This is a genomic window from Leptolyngbya sp. FACHB-671 (assembly GCF_014695745.1).
Lineage (GTDB): Bacteria > Cyanobacteriota > Cyanobacteriia > Elainellales > Elainellaceae > JAAUTN01.
In genome coordinates this window covers 1-14,485 of sequence record NZ_JACJOV010000170.1, presented here as the reverse complement: position 1 = coordinate 14,485, position 14,485 = coordinate 1, and the positions used below count along the sequence as shown (strand labels likewise).

Below are 14,485 nucleotides of genomic sequence, written 5' to 3'. Positions count from 1 at the left end.
ATCAGCACCACCGCCGATCTTGTCGAGCCGCTGCTGTCGCTTCGATGCGATCGCAGATCAGATTTTTGTAAGCCCCTTCCATGCATTTGTCATTGGGAGGGGCTTATGACTTATAGAGAACAGCTGCACCCCTGGTGCATTATTCGCCATGCAGCCGAGGCTACGCAATCGGCTGCACCTACTGAACAGCTTGTAGTTGCCCGGTTTCGTCGTCGCAACAATGCTGAAGATCATCTCAAGCGAATGCAGCGTCTTTCCCCTGAGTGCTCATACAGCATCATTTTTGACCCAACCACACGCCGAACCGATCTGGCTGGCACTTCGGCTCTCGGATTAGGTTTGCCCGTACAGAAAGCTATGGCGGGACAAGCGCTGACCGAACCAGGATTAACCTGACTCTCAGCAGTAGCTGCTTATGCTAAGCGTGAGACTTAGGAGAGACAAGCCTGTGGGGCGATTTGCCAATCGCCCCTACCGAATCCGGTTTGAATTCTTGATTAGCGTCAGTCTCTTATTTCTGCAACACTGCGAATAATTGCGTCATTCAGACTGTACTAGCAACAGGGGCGGGTTCGTAAAGGTATTCAAACCAATTGCCGTCTGGGTCTTTGCCATAAAAAGAGGCAGTGCCATCCCGATGTTCGTGAATGGGAGTGAGGTGAACCCCTTCTGTTTTGAGTCGCTCGTAGGCAGCGTTGACTTCAGAGCGATCGCTAAAAATAAATCCAAAGTGAGGACCAGCCTGACCATAGCTAGGGCTAAGCAAAGCCAGACCATCATCACCGGCTTTGAGATAAGCCCAGTCAGGATCTTTCCACACTAGATCCATTCCTAAGTTCTGGTAGAACTGAGCCGCCTGGTCGAGATCTTTGACACAAATGGCTACGTGTCCGAGTCGCTTGAGCTTCATGGCACCGAAAAATAAGTTTCCTATCTTAGATATAGCGCTAGTCACTTAGTTAGGACAAAAAGGGAGGTACGACGAAGCCATACCTCCCTTTTTGTCCTAACTTGTGTAGCGACAGCTATCTCGCAATTCTGAGTGCCATCAAGCAGCTACAAGTTGACGGCTCCAGCGTAGAGCGGCTTCAGCAATCCGCTGTCCGTATTTTTCAGCAGTGAGGCGATCGCCCTCGTCCAAAGCTGCCTCTTCTCCGCCCCTATTTAACGGGCTTTGCCCCATCACACCTAGAAATGAACCTAGCCGATTGACCCCATCGGTTTTGCCAAGGTATGGACTAGGCAAATCACCTGCACTCACCCAAATCATGCCGTGTTGAGCGGCGTTAATCGACAGGTAGAGCAGCGTTCCCTGCTTGTCTCCGCTCAGAGAACTGGAGTGAGTAAAGCCTCCCGCAATCTTGTCTTTCCACTGCTGGGCAAACCAAACTGAACCGCCTGCGTCTAAAAATGCCTTGAATTGGGCAGCAACCCCACCCATATAAGTTGGAGAACCAAACACAATTGCGTCTGCCTGATGCAGCTTCTCCAAGATTTCTGCATCTTGCCAGCGTCCCTGCTCAATTTGCTCACCCGTGATTTGCAGCAATTCAACCCCAACGTTCTTGGATCTAGCTCCTGCTGCGATCGCCTCAGCCATCAAGTGAGTATGGCCGGAACCGGAAAAATACACGATAGCAACTGTTGACATAGGAACCTCAGCAAATGTTCTGTTAACTGAATAGATGCTAAAAGTAACTACTTACTAAAGTAAAGTAGACACTTTAAAGTAACTAATAGGCACTTTCAGGTAACCAGCTATGTCACGTTCTCGCTATCCCAGCCCATGTCCAGTCAGCATGTTGATGGAGGTTCTATCTGGACCCTGGACGATGTATCTGCTGTGGGTGCTTTCTACCAATGGCCCGACCCGATTTGGTGCGTTAAAACGCCGAATTGAAGGAATTTCCACAAAAGTCTTGACTGAGCGGTTGCGAATGCTGGAGCAAGAGGAAATTCTCTATCGCCACTATGAGCCAACCGTGCCGCCCCAGGTGACTTATGGGTTAACAGAGCGAGGACAAGAACTCGTTGTTATCCTTGACCAACTCAATGATTTGGCGCTGCGCTGGTATACTCCCTTGGTAGATGAAAACTCACCGTCTGAAGGGTGTGTTGGTCTTGCCTCTGCTCCAACCGTTTCCCCTAATTCAACAGGTTCTCCTGCCCCAACGGTCTTTAGATGAGACAGTTGAGCATGATGTCATCATCATGAATATCATTGCCGACGTAAAATTTCTGTTCACCGACTTTGATAAAGCCCGATTTTTTGTAAAAGGAGATGGCTCTCATGTTTTGGTTGGAAACGCTCAACCAAACTTGCGTACAGGCGTTGGACACAGCAAAGTTGAGCGCAGCATGCATTAATCCTTGAGCGACTCCAAGTCCATGAAATTCCGGCAGAATGTACAAACGTTTTAGTTCAATGGTGTTCCCACATTCCTCTGAAAGCAGTTCTTCTAAGGGTGGATCGGAGCGGCATAACAGACAGTATCCTATTGCTTCTCCAGCGACCTCTGCTACATAGATAGTAAAGTTTGGGTCATTGATATATTGCTTGAATTTCTCAGGAGTAAATTCTGTTGCAATATAGTTCTCTATGTCTTCTTGGGGTGTGTTTGCAGGACAGGCTAATGCAAAAGTGCGTGCTGCAACGAGTACAAGCGCTTCTACATCAGCCTCATTCCCTTCTCTAACCCGAACTTCCATAGTTAGGAATTATCCAACGCTAAAAAACAGGCTGTCCCAAATAGTTGCCTGGTGGATTGTAGCGACACACTAGAATATCATTTCCGCCTGCGTTGGCGATCGCACACCCGACTTCTGTGGTATCTCCCCACACCATTTGCGTGTAGTGACCAACATCAAACCAGTTTCCCGTAGAACTCACGTCAGGGAAAGTGCCATCAACAAAATATTGCTTTTCCTCGCCCCACATATCAACCATCTGGGTATAGGTGAATGCTCCAGAAGTACCAAGCCAAAGGTTTTCCCCCTCACCTGAGTTTGGGCTGTGCTGCAACGTATTTCCACCCAGGGAGGCAAGATGGTTTGCCCACTCTTGAGCATTGCTAGCCAACGTGTCTGACCAGGTCAGCGGTGCGACGTTTACCTCTGCACGATATTTGTTGTGCGCCTCTAAAATTTCCTCCGGCATGGAACGTTGCGCCACCAAAATTTCGGCTTGGGAAGTTGAGGGGTGGGATGAGGCACTGTTGCTCATCGCTTCGCCCCTGTCCAGCACCATGCTTGAGGTAGACAAGGCTCCAACAGTCATCAAGCCAAACACAGTTCCAGTTATGCAAACAACTTTAGCCAGGAGTGCCATCGTGTGAAATCCTATGGATATCGTAGATAGGTGATTTGTCGTCCTGGCTTTATTGACTTGGCTGCGTTAGATCAGTTCCGTTAGATCAGTTCCGACGTTAAACTACTGACCATTACACATCATGGCGAGATCAAATCGCTGTCCGGACTGATCAACGACCCAGCACTCACGGCTGAAAGTGGTGGGTTCCGGTGCTGTGTAGGGAACGAAGCTGCTGTAGGGAGAGTTCATCTCTTCGACAGACTGAATGGCTGCCTCAAAGTTAAGCGGTGGCGATGAAACGCTGACAGGAATGGAGATGCCGTCTTCTTCAAGGACTGCAACGCCTTCACAGGCCGGAATGACTTCAGCGGCGATCGCCCCAGTTGCCCGCCAATCTTGAAGCTGGTAACGGAATGCAACCAGGTCTTCCCGATAATCGGGTGATGTTTCTGAGCTGCCAATCAGCAAGCTAACTGCTCGAATAGATGAACTCCAGCTGTTTTGACAAATACTTGTTTGCAGCGCTGAGTCTAGTTCAGGAATGGCAGTATCTTCAGCGTTTGCAGCAACGCTCAACAGCGGGATGGTCAACAAAGCGATAGAGGTAACAATTTTCAGCATGGTAGGTGGCGATCGCCATTAAAGCGAGATCAAAATTCACAATAGTCTTCAGCGATCGGCTCTACTCGTCCGGTAAATCTGATATGCCTCGCCAACCTAAATCCGTTTCCTACAAAATTTTCAACAGTTCACTTCAGCACGGTTCACTTCAGCATGGAGCAAATTAGCTCGCCTGGACCGTTCTCGATAAAAGGTGCCACTGTTCCATCTTTTTGAGTTCGCTGGCGATCGCGACAGTTATAAACTTCAATCGGTCTTGCAATCCCATCCATGCTCACAGACGCTCTGTATTCCCAATAATTTTTGGCACTGCGTTTAATGCTCAGAATGCAAATATCATGTCCATTCACCGTGCGGCAAAAAGCAGCCTGGGCAGGCAAAGCAACTGCAAAAGCTAAAACCAGTACTAGCACCAGGGCAATGTATTTCACGTAAAAAGGCTACTGTTTTGACAACATTTTACTGCCAAAACAATAGCCCTTTGAGATGTAAGGTAGGCTCAGGCTTACCTATTCAAAACTGTTGATGTTTAGCTTAAATGTCGTAAACTCGACATTCAACCGCATCAGGATTCTCATCACAGTAGCGTTCCAGGGAATTTTTCTTTGCTTTCCGGTGAGAACATTCAGCCTGCAACTCTTCGACAATATCCCAAGCAACAGCACAATCACCTGAGGTAGCACCTTTGAGATCACAAGTTGCACGAGCTTCGGCGATCGCAGCTTGAATTGCACCCTCTAGCCTTTGCGCTACGCCTGCTTGAGAAGCTGGCGGTTGAAGCATTTCCAGGGTTTTGGACATAGTGGTACTTTCAGCATTGAATGCTGAGACGATTTTAGAACTCGCTCCAAAGATCAGACTTCTACTGGAGCTGATAGTTCCACTTTAGATAAACTTACCTGGATCGACAGTGAGGAGAACCGTAGACTTTTGGAGTGAAGGGTGATCGCCTCACTACTAGCCTCATCTCCCTATCAAGAAGCTTGTGTGAACTGAGTTTTGAACACTAACGGATAAAGTTTCTGTTTCGTAAAATTGCAGCCCATCCGCAGCGGTTGTGCTAAATATCTCAGGAGAAACTTGCCGCAAATTTTGACTCAGATCGGGAACCTGTCCAAGCCTTTCATCGTCGCCCAAGTTGAGCTTGTGGCTAAGAAATTGCTTGTAGTCCTGGCGCTCAATGTGCTGCGATGCACTTTAGCTAGCGCCGTTCCCAAGCAAGGGGCGATCGCCCTGGAAAAAATTCCTTGCTCACTGTAAAAGCGGTCGAGATCGCAGTAGCGGTCGAGATAGTTAAAAGCGAGTACCGAGTCGATTGGCTCAAAATGAATCGCCTCTAATGGGTCTGACTCATCTCAAGCTCTGTTGTGAGGAATGTCTTGACCTATACATCTCCTAAAACCCGGTCGGTAGATAAATAGACAGACATAGCAATCCTAAAAAGGTTATGAGAGGGATGCGCCTGTCACAACCTGCTCCTACAACTGATTCAAGAAGCTATAGACAGGATGTTATCTGTCAGTACAATCGATCCTTGAGCCTTCCTGATATGCTGGAGCAAAATGCCCCAGTTTTCAGTCGACTGGTTTGCCGTTAGACTGTACTCTTCACGTCCTGTTCAGCCCGTTCAGACTACATGATTGCCCAACCTGCACTTAAGCTCCTCCCTTGACACCTGTGAAGGAACTGCATCTAAACTGCGATCGCTTATGACTATCCCGATTCAGAAAACGCTACAGAATGGCAAATACACGCTCGACCAGGAGCTAGGGCGGGGTGGTTTTGGCATTACCTACAGAGCCACGAACCATGCGTTGGCTCAAGTCGTAGTGATTAAAACAATTAATGAATCTCTGCGACAAGATCCTAATTTTGCTTATTTTTATCGTCAGTTTCAGGATGAAGCAAGGCGGCTAGCGGTCTGTTCCCATCCCAATATCGTTCGGGTGACAGACTTCTTCATCGAAGAAGGCTTGCCCAACATCGTCATGGATTACATTCCCGGTCAAACTCTGGATACGCTGGTAATGCCAGATAAGCCGCTGCCTGAGGAGACCGCAATTCACTACATTCGGCAGGTGGGCGAAGCGCTAAAAGTTGTTCACCAGAGCGGTTTGCTGCATCGAGACATTAAGCCGCAAAACATCATTTTGCGCCAGGGCACTGACCAGGTAGTGCTGATTGACTTTGGCATTGCCCGCGAATTTACGCCAGGGATTACTCAGACGCACACGAGTCTGATTTCGGCAGGGTATGCACCGATTGAGCAATACATTTCTCAGGAGCGGCGATCGCCCGCCACGGATGTCTATGGGCTTGCCGCTACGCTTTACACCCTGCTAACTGCCCGCATCCCTGTTGCTGCCGCCTTGCGCGATCGGGTTGATCTGCCCGCTCCACGTGTCGTTCGCCCGGAGTTAAGTGCAGCAGTAAGTCAAGCTGTGATGCGCGGCATGGCTGTTGAGCCACAGCACCGTCCTGCCAATGTCGATCGCTGGTTAGCGCTATTTCCGGCTGCGTCGGGCAACTCAACCCTTGCAGCAGCGAGCGCAACCATCAGCCACATGGCAACTCAGGCGGTGATTCCTCAGCGTCGTCGCTCGGTTGCAACAGAATATGCGACTCCTCAACGTACTATTCATAACCTTCCTGGCAAAGAGAACAGTCATTCAAGAGGCAGGTGGTTTGCAGCAGGTTTAATCGCAATGGCGTTAATCGTTCCGGCTGCGGTAGTCGTAGGTGTCTTGCAGGCGTTGTCGCCTTCAGGCTCTGAATCTGAACCCGATACGATCGCCCCCTCTGAGCCTACCCAGCAGGCTCCTTCCCCCACCTTTGAAGCACCTGCTCAGGCGCAGCCAGATACGCCACAGCTTTCAGAAGAAGAGCCTCTGGAAGAAGTTTCCCCGGATGAGCCAGTTTTGGACACTTTGCCTGAAGATGCCGATAGCTTGCCGCCCTCACCCGCTCCCGAGGAAACTTCTCCAGAAGCAGAGTCTCAAGAGACAGCAGAACCAACTGATCCAACTCCAGCCCCGGCGACTCCTGAAGAGCCAGTAGCACCTGCTGCCCCTGACCCCCTAACTGAGCCTGCTCCCCCACCAGAAGTTGGACCCGAAGCAGAAGCCGGATCAGAGCAGTCCCAGCAAAGTACAGGGGAAAACCGCCAGGTTCAAAATACAGCTCCTCAAGAAACTGCACAACAAAAGGATGCTCCTGGTTCTCAAGCCCCAGTTCAGTAGTCCTCCTGCGTAAATAGCAGAAAGCTGGAACTTGAGACCCAGGCAATAAGCAAAACTACTCTTAGCGGTTATTCATTTTCCGCAAAGATTTAGTAATTTGCTTCCACTTCTCCTTTTCTGCCAGGGTTGCTCTCTGATCTTGCTTGCGAATCAGATAGTTCAACTCCTTTTGGAGTTTTTGGAAACTGGCAAATCGCTGCTCGTCGAGCGCACCTGCTTCGAGGGCTTGCCGCACCGCACAGCCTGGTTCTTGTTGGTGCTGACAGTCTCGAAATCGACACTCCTCTGCCAACGCTTCAATGTCGGTAAAGGTTTCCTCTAAGCCTGCTCCCTCTGACCAGATCTGGATTTCGCGCATTCCTGGCGTATCAATGATGCAGCCACCGGAAGGCAACAGAAGCAACTCTCGATGGGTCGTCGTGTGTCTACCTCGGCTATCTCCCTGACGCACGGGTTGAACGGACTGCTGGGCAGTGCCGACAAGCTGATTTGTTAAGGTGGATTTGCCCACGCCTGATGACCCCAGTAAGGCTGAGGTTTGACCGGGTTTGAGGTAGGGCTGGAGAGCGTCTAATCCCTGATTTTGGGCAGCACTCAGCACCACAATGGGAACGGCGATCGCCACTTCTTCCACTTCCAAGACCCGCTCTTCAACGGCATCACAAAGGTCTGCCTTGTTGAGCAAAATCACTGGAATAGCTCCGCTCTCCCATGCCAGCACTAGATAGCGCTCAATCCGGCGCAGATTAAAGTCGTGGTCTAAACCTGCCATCAGAAACACGGTGTCAATGTTGGCAGCAACAATCTGTTCCTGAGTTTTACCCCCTACCGTTTTGCGGGAGAATTTACTCTTTCGCGGCAGGATGGCGTGAATGGTCGCTTGCCCTTCATCTCGAATGCGAATGACAACCCAATCCCCGACAGCCGGAAAGTCTTCTGCTGCGGTAGCCTGATGCCTCAGCTTGCCGGAAACGGTGGCTGAGAGTTCTCCTTGTTCGGCATAAAGCGTGTAAGCCTGCTTGTGTTCCAAAGCAACTCTGCCCACCGTGTAGCCCTGTACGCGGTAAGCCTCAAAGCTGTGAGTGAAAAAGTCACTCCAGCCTAATTCTGATAGGTTCATTGAAGTTTCCTGAATGTGAAATCTTGTGTGGGGGCAAGTCTCACAAAGGAAATCTGACGATCATTCGGCAGAAAGGAATGAGTAGGCAGGAACCTCTGTGGACTGTGCCGGAATTTTTGTAGAGATCAAATTTGCGACCGACTCAGCCATATGTTCCTCCTTTTGCATTCATGCAAATTAGGTTCGCTCAGGACCTGTAGTATTTGTAGCACACTTGTAGGTATGAATGTCAACTGATCGACTATTCAAGGTTCAACGATGACGGTTGTGCCGATTTCTACTTGTTCAAACAGGGCAACTACATCGGCATTGTGCATTCTGACGCAACCGTTAGAGGCGGCTCGACCGATTGAGGAGATGGTTGGCGTACCGTGAAAGCCGATAATACCGTGGGGCATCTCGTTGAAAGCAATCCATCTCAATCCCAAAGCGCTGTTGGCTCCGGGCGATCGCACTTCACCTGTCCAGGGGTTTTGCCAGACTGGGTTTTCAATCATCTGAAACACTTCAAATTCGCCTGTCGGCGTGGGCGTATTTGCCGTTCCAATCGCTACGGGGTAGCTTGCCAAAATTTCTTCCCCGCGATGCACGTAGACGCGCCGCTGTCCTAGTTTTAGAACCAGGTGAACAACAGCCAACTCTTCGGGTAAATATTCTGTCTGTTCTCCTAAAGTAGGCAAGTCAGGCGTTTGAAGCTCAACCTGCCAGCGATCGCTGCCGAAAGAATCAGGGAGGAGGGATGAAGAATGAGGAGAAGGCGGAGGGGAAGCGCTCGCCCCTTGACTCAACACAGCCAACAAGGCACCTAACCCTAGCAGAAATGGGAATTTTGCTGCACCGATTCTCATCTTTATCTCACCCTTTCACCACTGCATTTTTTTTAGCACACCCAAACGGCAACCTCGCCGATCTGTTGTGTGAATCGTTGCGTGACTCGCCGCGCAATGATTCACACTTCCAAAGACTGACTCAGGCAAGAGGTTCAGTCACAAAGTTTTGTTCAAGATGCGAATTGAATTGAGTCTTGGCTTACTATAATCAGCATTTAATTCACCTGCTAGGCGGTGTCCTATGTCTACCGTTGAGAGAGACAACGAGCGGGAGCATCGAATTGAGATGGAAATAGTCGTAGATGCGTATAGCTCAGAAGAGCAAGCAATGGGCTGGTATTGCTACCTGGAAGATGCACTTGGTTTTCCGTTTGAGGCGAAATGGCTGACTGGAGGGCATCAATCGCCCAGCCAAAGTGAAAAAGTCAGCGTTGTAGGCATGGCTTCAGAGGAGGAATGCTCGACTGAAATGTATGTTGAGGTGCTTTACCAGGACGGGGAAAGCGAAGATACTTTTACGGCGCGGTTGTATGACATTGAGCCACTCGCAGCCAACGAGCAAACTCAAGAGGCGATCGCCGACTGGCACTATTGGGTCAATCGAGGCTACAGTTTCGACGATCTTTACAGCGATGAGGAGTATTAGGATAAAGGCTGTTAGCCAGAAAGCATCATGTTGCCCAGCGATCTCTTAATTAGTCGGCAAAACGGAGAAGAAATCACGCCGAAGCGATTGGGGATCGGGCAAAAGTATGGGGCGATCGCCACTGACCTGATCAACCTCTTCCAACAGATGCAGGGCAAAACTCAGGGCGAACTGAATCGCCAGCTTCAGGAGTTAGAAGGCGAAGATACCGACTACCGGATTAAGCGCGGCTTAGCCCACATTCTCAAAAGCAGCTTTAGCACCTTTGAAGTCGTCAGTCCGCTTGAACCGCAGCTTTTGCGCCAGCGGGTTTTTGCGCTCTCCGCCCAAGCTGCCCCCCTTCCCCAAACGGCTCAGGCAACTCTAACCAAACTGGCAGATCACCTTACTCAAGAGCTAGACCGCGAAGTGCTCCCCGACCAAATTCGCGCTGGACTTTATGCTGACCTGGCAGAAAATCGCATTCTGACCCAGTTTGAAGCTCCCACATCAGAGGCATTGCTGCATCGCTACAACTTGTCTCAGGTTCAGGGCATTTTCTACAAAGCCAGCCACATCATCATTACCGCCCATCGCAACGATCCGGGTGAATATAAGTTGCTGTTTCGCTACCTCAAGCTGTTTGGCTTGATGGCTTACATTGAGGGCGATGCCGATCACGGTTTCACAATCACCATTGATGGGCCAACTAGCCTGTTCAAACCTAGCACTCGCTATGGATTAGATATTGCCAAATTGATTCCCGCTTTGCTGCACGTCACGAAGTGGAGCCTCACCGCAGAACTGCAAATCCGCGACAGCTACACCAACGCTAAAAAAACTCGTCGCTTCAGCCTCAACTCAGACTGTGGTTTAGTAACTCACTATCCACCTGGGAAAACCTACGACAGCATGTTAGAGGAATCTTTTGCCGATCGCTGGGCTGCGCTCAAATCGGAGTGGCTTTTGGAACGCGAAGTAGATTTGATCCCAATTCCTGGTAGCGTCATGATTCCTGACTTTCGGCTGGTTCACCCTGACGGACGCGACTTTCTGTTAGAAATTGTTGGCTACTGGCGACCCGAATATCTGCGTAAAAAGTTTTCTCAGGTGCGCCAATCTGAACGGGATAACTTGATTTTGGCAATCTCAGAACGGCTTAACCTGGAGAAAGCAGGCGTTAAGGTCAGCGAGACTCCCGCTAAGGTGATTTGGTTTAAGGATAAACTATCGCCCAAGGCAGTTCTAACTGTGTTGCAAGCCAGTTCTGAGAGAAACAATACTGACTAAGAAGATTGTTAGAAAACACAATACCTGTAAGGGCAGGTTTAGCAACGGAATTATCAGTTAACACTGAGAACTTGCCAACTGGAAAGCCGTAAACGTGAGATATCTGTAATCCAGCACTCACTCGATCGCTTCATTAACCTGATCAATGAGGGAGAGATAGAATCACAAAGGTGATTGAGGTAGCCGGGTTAACCAGTTATGGAAACTGTAGATGTCGTGGTCGTTGGCAGTGGTATCGGTGGTCTTTGTTGTGCAGCGTTACTCGCTCGATACGGCTTTCGGGTAGTGGTTTGTGAAAGCCACAACATTCCAGGCGGAGCTGCCCATACGTTTGAACGGCAAGGGTTCTACTTTGATTCTGGTCCCTCTCTCTATTCAGGGCTTTCCTATAGCCCCTCTGCCAATCCGCTGCGCCAAGTCTTAGATGCGACTGGAGAAGATATTCCTTGGTTAACCTATAACGCTTGGGGCTGTTTTTTACCCGAAGGATTCTTTCGGGCAGTAGTAGGAGCAGAACCGTTTAAGCAGATTTTGCAAGAATGGCGGGGAGCAGAGGCAGTCGTAGAGTGGCAACGGTTGCAACAGGTAATGGCTCCCCTGAAGGCGGCTTCTACTGCCATTCCTCCTATTGCAGTGCGATCGGACTGGGGCGTGTTCAACACCCTTTCTCCTTTTCTGCCGAATGCGCTTAAACAAGCTGGAAGTATCTTCCAATTAACAGGACCTTTCTCCAAACTGCTAGAGGGAGTGGTTCAAGACCCATTCATTCGTCACTGGATGGATTTGCTTTGCTTCTTGCTCTCTGGCTTACCCGCTAAAGGCACTCTGGCGGCTGAAATGGCTTTTATGTTTGCAGACTGGTATCGCCCTGATGTCAGGTTGGACTATCCCAAGGGCGGCGGAGGGGCATTAGTCGATGCGCTGATCAGAGGATTGCAGCGCTATGGAGGACAGCTACGCTTGAGCACGACCGTACAACAGATTTTAATCGAACGTCAGCAGGCAGTGGGTGTGCAGTTGAAAACGGGAGAGCAGATTCTTGCCCGTCATGCCGTTGTATCGAACGCGTCTAGCTGGGATACATTCAAGCTAATACCGGAAGGATCTCGCTCATCCTCTCTACAAAAACGGCAAAATTTGCCTGCCTGCCCTAGCTTCATGCACCTCCATCTGGGTATTGATGCCACTGATCTGCCATCAGACTTAGAGTGTCACTATCTGATTGTCAATGATTGGGAGAGTGGAGTGGATGCACCTCAAAATGTGGTTGTCGTATCCATTCCATCGGTGCTCGACCCTGACCTTGCACCACCTGGTAAGCACTGCATTCATGCCTATACTCCAGCTACAGAACCCTATGAGCTGTGGTCCGGAGTGAATCGCAACAGCGATCGCTACCAGCAATTGAAGCAGGAACGGGCTGAGGTTCTCTGGAAAGCATTAGAGCGAGTCATTCCTGATATTCACGATCGCAGCGACGTGACATTAGTGGGAACCCCGTTAACCCATGAACGCTTCCTGCGGCGAGATCGAGGCAGCTATGGTCCAGCGATAGCGGCAGGACAAGGATTGTTTCCCGGCTCTAAGACACCCTTCAAGAACCTACTGTGCTGTGGCGATACCACTTTTCCGGGAATTGGGGTGCCAGCGGTTGCTGCCAGCGGCATGATTGCAGCAAACACTCTAGCTTCGGTCTCTCAGCACCGTCAGTTGATTAGGGAAGTAGTGGTGAATAGAGAACAGAATTAGTGCATTACGCCTAATCGCATGAGTAGTCATCCGTGGGCAAAGCCGCAGTCAGCACTTCATGACCTGTCTCTGTCACCAATACATCATCCTCAATGCGAATGCCTCGCACATCAGCAAATTGAGCTAACCGTTCCCAGTTCACCACTTGCCGATACTTTTCTCGTCGCTTTGGGTCATTGAGAATCGCTGGAACCTGATAGAAACCGGGTTCAATCGTGACGACCATACCGGGTCGCAGGGGACGATCAAGCCGCAAATAGCCCAGTCCAAAGCGATCGCTCCTGACTCTACCCGCCTCGTACCCTGCTAAATCGCCAAAATCCTCCATATCATGCACATCTAAGCCAAGCAAGTGCCCAACTCCATGCGGAAAGAATAGCGCGTGGGCATCCATGTCTACTAAATCCTCAGCCTGTCCGCGCAAAATACCTAAATCAACCAGTCCAGCGGCAATTACCTTAGCAGCCAGCAGGTGAATTTCGCGATATTCCACACCGGGGCACACCTGCTCAATACAGGCATCATGAGCCGCCAGCACCACATCATACAGATCGCGTTGAGTTGAGGAAAACTTGCCCGAAACTGGCCAGGTGCGCGTCACATCCGCTGCCCAACCGGATGCTGTCTCTGCGCCCACGTCTGCTAGCAGCAAATCGCCTGGGTTCAGGGCATGGTGATAGTGATTGTTGTGCAGCACTTCTCCCTGTACGGTAACAATGCTGGCGTAGGCGCAAGTCATGCCATTCGCCATAATCACGCCTTCCATTGCAGCCCGCACTTCAGCTTCAGTTGTGGCGTTGGCAGTTGCAGCCATTCCTGCTTGATGGGCTTGAACAGTGACGGCTGCGGACTGACGCATTTCTGTCAGGGCTGCTTCGTCGTGGGTGAGGCGAAGGCTGGCGATCGCCTTTACCAACTCAAGATCAATTCCCTGCGGCTGATTGGCGGGTGATAGCATTCGGTTCAGACAGTGGGACTGTTGCAGCTGAGTGGCGGCATCCTGAACGGCGATCGTCGCCGCCTCTTCGGTCCGCGACTTTAACGCTGCCAACGGATAAGCGGCATCTGCCCCAATTTGCTCAGCGACCTGAGCACGGCTTGGCGTTTCCCCATGCCAAAGAGCGCTTTCGGGCGTGCCGTCATCCATGAACAGCTCTAACTTGCCACCCTCTAGACGAATAGCAGCATTTTCTAACGGCAACCCAGCAAAGTAGAGAAAGTGACTACTCGCCCGAAACGGAAATACATTAGCCGGAAAGTTGCGAGAACTGCTGCGCCCCGACCACAACACCACCGGAAAATTAACTAATGCCGCCAGTTTTTGTCGCCGCTGTCGAAGGGAGTCAGCTAGGGAGGGACGATCGCCAACTTTGGGTGTGTCACTTTGAGTCTGCATGGGTCTAACGGAGTTAAAACACCTTTTAATTAACGTTGACATCAATCAGAAAAAGTGGCAACTCATAAGACCTTCTGCGCGCATAGGTGTGCGGCTTCGCCGCACACCTATGCACGTTTAGAAAAAGCGACACATCAATTTCTGTAAGGGCCCACTGCGGTGCGTTCCTATCCACATCTGCAACATTCTCAACAGGACTTACGCAGATGTACTAAATGTGGTGGTCAGCTTAGCCCAATTTCATAGCAAGAGTGGGTGATTTGAGTTGCCCAATCAAATAGTGGGATAACAGTCTGCTCTTGAGT

The 14,485-nt window shown here is 50.3% G+C and carries 17 protein-coding genes; 7 read left to right on the top strand and 10 right to left on the bottom strand.

The window, feature by feature from the left end:
* Window positions 1–105: 105 nt before the first annotated feature.
* Complete coding sequence (locus tag H6F93_RS32490; protein WP_190690298.1) at window positions 106–396, top strand: hypothetical protein; 291 nt, start codon at window positions 106–108, stop codon at window positions 394–396.
* Window positions 397–544: 148 nt separating this feature from the next.
* On the opposite strand, the gene H6F93_RS32485 is transcribed toward H6F93_RS32490, so the two are convergent.
* Together H6F93_RS32485 and H6F93_RS32480 are read right to left on the bottom strand one after the other, a co-directional pair.
* Entirely contained in the window at window positions 545–910 is a 366-nt protein-coding gene (locus H6F93_RS32485) for a VOC family protein (RefSeq protein WP_190643499.1), read from the bottom strand.
* Between the two features lie 138 nt (window positions 911–1,048).
* Window positions 1,049–1,651 carry a flavodoxin family protein gene (locus H6F93_RS32480; protein ID WP_190690295.1) on the bottom strand — a complete coding sequence of 201 codons (603 nt, stop codon included), beginning with the start codon at window positions 1,649–1,651 and terminating at the stop codon, window positions 1,049–1,051.
* Between the two features lie 109 nt (window positions 1,652–1,760).
* On the opposite strand from H6F93_RS32480, the gene H6F93_RS32475 reads away from it, so the two are divergent.
* Window positions 1,761–2,186 carry a winged helix-turn-helix transcriptional regulator gene (locus tag H6F93_RS32475; RefSeq protein ID WP_190690293.1) on the top strand — a complete coding sequence of 142 codons (426 nt, stop codon included), beginning with the start codon at window positions 1,761–1,763 and terminating at the stop codon, window positions 2,184–2,186.
* On the opposite strand, the gene H6F93_RS32470 is transcribed toward H6F93_RS32475, so the two are convergent.
* The 5 genes from H6F93_RS32470 to H6F93_RS32450 all read right to left on the bottom strand — a co-directional run bounded on the left by H6F93_RS32470 (window position 2,179) and on the right by H6F93_RS32450 (window position 4,732).
* Window positions 2,179–2,709 (bottom strand): GNAT family N-acetyltransferase, encoded by a 531-nt coding sequence (locus H6F93_RS32470; protein WP_190690290.1) that lies wholly within the window; start codon window positions 2,707–2,709, stop codon window positions 2,179–2,181. The genes H6F93_RS32475 and H6F93_RS32470 overlap by 8 nt on opposite strands.
* Before the next feature lie 19 nt (window positions 2,710–2,728).
* Entirely contained in the window at window positions 2,729–3,328 is a 600-nt protein-coding gene (locus H6F93_RS32465; protein WP_242043731.1) for a CAP family protein, read from the bottom strand.
* Window positions 3,329–3,430: 102 nt separating this feature from the next.
* On the bottom strand, window positions 3,431–3,931 hold the full coding sequence (locus H6F93_RS32460; protein ID WP_190690287.1) for a hypothetical protein: 501 nt from the start codon (window positions 3,929–3,931) through the stop codon (window positions 3,431–3,433).
* Between the two features lie 143 nt (window positions 3,932–4,074).
* Window positions 4,075–4,362 carry a hypothetical protein gene (locus H6F93_RS32455; protein ID WP_190690284.1) on the bottom strand — a complete coding sequence of 96 codons (288 nt, stop codon included), beginning with the start codon at window positions 4,360–4,362 and terminating at the stop codon, window positions 4,075–4,077.
* Between the two features lie 103 nt (window positions 4,363–4,465).
* Window positions 4,466–4,732 carry a Calvin cycle protein CP12 gene (locus H6F93_RS32450; RefSeq protein WP_190643505.1) on the bottom strand — a complete coding sequence of 89 codons (267 nt, stop codon included), beginning with the start codon at window positions 4,730–4,732 and terminating at the stop codon, window positions 4,466–4,468.
* A 291-nt stretch (window positions 4,733–5,023) separates the two neighbouring features.
* On the opposite strand from H6F93_RS32450, the gene H6F93_RS32445 reads away from it, so the two are divergent.
* Together H6F93_RS32445 and H6F93_RS32440 are read left to right on the top strand one after the other, a co-directional pair.
* Window positions 5,024–5,191: a hypothetical protein gene (locus tag H6F93_RS32445; RefSeq protein WP_190795972.1), complete on the top strand. Its 168-nt coding sequence runs from the start codon at window positions 5,024–5,026 to the stop codon at window positions 5,189–5,191.
* 449 nt (window positions 5,192–5,640) lie between these two features.
* Window positions 5,641–7,170, top strand: a complete 1,530-nt coding sequence (locus H6F93_RS32440) for a serine/threonine protein kinase (protein WP_190690278.1) — start codon at window positions 5,641–5,643, stop codon at window positions 7,168–7,170.
* 61 nt (window positions 7,171–7,231) lie between these two features.
* Here H6F93_RS32440 and rsgA read toward each other — a convergent pair whose 3' ends face one another.
* Together rsgA and H6F93_RS32430 are read right to left on the bottom strand one after the other, a co-directional pair.
* Window positions 7,232–8,290, bottom strand: a complete 1,059-nt coding sequence (rsgA, locus tag H6F93_RS32435) for a ribosome small subunit-dependent GTPase A (protein ID WP_190690274.1) — start codon at window positions 8,288–8,290, stop codon at window positions 7,232–7,234.
* A 245-nt stretch (window positions 8,291–8,535) separates the two neighbouring features.
* The gene (locus H6F93_RS32430) at window positions 8,536–9,138 is read right to left on the bottom strand and encodes a L,D-transpeptidase (RefSeq protein WP_190690271.1); all 603 of its coding nucleotides are present in this window, start codon (window positions 9,136–9,138) and stop codon (window positions 8,536–8,538) included.
* Window positions 9,139–9,361: 223 nt separating this feature from the next.
* On the opposite strand from H6F93_RS32430, the gene H6F93_RS32425 reads away from it, so the two are divergent.
* The 3 genes from H6F93_RS32425 to H6F93_RS32415 all read left to right on the top strand — a co-directional run bounded on the left by H6F93_RS32425 (window position 9,362) and on the right by H6F93_RS32415 (window position 12,784).
* On the top strand, window positions 9,362–9,766 hold the full coding sequence (locus tag H6F93_RS32425; RefSeq protein ID WP_190690268.1) for a calcium-binding protein: 405 nt from the start codon (window positions 9,362–9,364) through the stop codon (window positions 9,764–9,766).
* A gap of 27 nt (window positions 9,767–9,793) precedes the next feature.
* Complete coding sequence (locus H6F93_RS32420) at window positions 9,794–11,035, top strand: DUF790 family protein (RefSeq protein WP_190690264.1); 1,242 nt, start codon at window positions 9,794–9,796, stop codon at window positions 11,033–11,035.
* A gap of 198 nt (window positions 11,036–11,233) precedes the next feature.
* Entirely contained in the window at window positions 11,234–12,784 is a 1,551-nt protein-coding gene (locus H6F93_RS32415; protein WP_190690261.1) for a phytoene desaturase family protein, read from the top strand.
* Between the two features lie 10 nt (window positions 12,785–12,794).
* Here H6F93_RS32415 and H6F93_RS32410 read toward each other — a convergent pair whose 3' ends face one another.
* Window positions 12,795–14,180, bottom strand: coding sequence for an aminopeptidase P family protein (locus tag H6F93_RS32410; RefSeq protein WP_190690257.1), 1,386 nt, complete (start codon window positions 14,178–14,180; stop codon window positions 12,795–12,797).
* Window positions 14,181–14,485: the final 305 nt, after the last annotated feature.

Coding starts and splice junctions, on each gene's coding strand:
- H6F93_RS32490 (WP_190690298.1), top strand. CDS start 106: ATGACTTATAGAGAACAGCTGCACCCCTGGTGCATTATTCGCCATGCA.
- H6F93_RS32485 (WP_190643499.1), bottom strand. CDS start 910: ATGAAGCTCAAGCGACTCGGACACGTAGCCATTTGTGTCAAAGATCTC.
- H6F93_RS32480 (WP_190690295.1), bottom strand. CDS start 1,651: ATGTCAACAGTTGCTATCGTGTATTTTTCCGGTTCCGGCCATACTCAC.
- H6F93_RS32475 (WP_190690293.1), top strand. CDS start 1,761: ATGTCACGTTCTCGCTATCCCAGCCCATGTCCAGTCAGCATGTTGATG.
- H6F93_RS32470 (WP_190690290.1), bottom strand. CDS start 2,709: ATGGAAGTTCGGGTTAGAGAAGGGAATGAGGCTGATGTAGAAGCGCTT.
- H6F93_RS32465 (WP_242043731.1), bottom strand. CDS start 3,328: ATGGCACTCCTGGCTAAAGTTGTTTGCATAACTGGAACTGTGTTTGGC.
- H6F93_RS32460 (WP_190690287.1), bottom strand. CDS start 3,931: ATGCTGAAAATTGTTACCTCTATCGCTTTGTTGACCATCCCGCTGTTG.
- H6F93_RS32450 (WP_190643505.1), bottom strand. CDS start 4,732: ATGTCCAAAACCCTGGAAATGCTTCAACCGCCAGCTTCTCAAGCAGGC.
- H6F93_RS32440 (WP_190690278.1), top strand. CDS start 5,641: ATGACTATCCCGATTCAGAAAACGCTACAGAATGGCAAATACACGCTC.
- rsgA (WP_190690274.1), bottom strand. CDS start 8,290: ATGAACCTATCAGAATTAGGCTGGAGTGACTTTTTCACTCACAGCTTT.
- H6F93_RS32430 (WP_190690271.1), bottom strand. CDS start 9,138: ATGAGAATCGGTGCAGCAAAATTCCCATTTCTGCTAGGGTTAGGTGCC.
- H6F93_RS32425 (WP_190690268.1), top strand. CDS start 9,362: ATGTCTACCGTTGAGAGAGACAACGAGCGGGAGCATCGAATTGAGATG.
- H6F93_RS32420 (WP_190690264.1), top strand. CDS start 9,794: ATGTTGCCCAGCGATCTCTTAATTAGTCGGCAAAACGGAGAAGAAATC.
- H6F93_RS32415 (WP_190690261.1), top strand. CDS start 11,234: ATGGAAACTGTAGATGTCGTGGTCGTTGGCAGTGGTATCGGTGGTCTT.
- H6F93_RS32410 (WP_190690257.1), bottom strand. CDS start 14,180: ATGCAGACTCAAAGTGACACACCCAAAGTTGGCGATCGTCCCTCCCTA.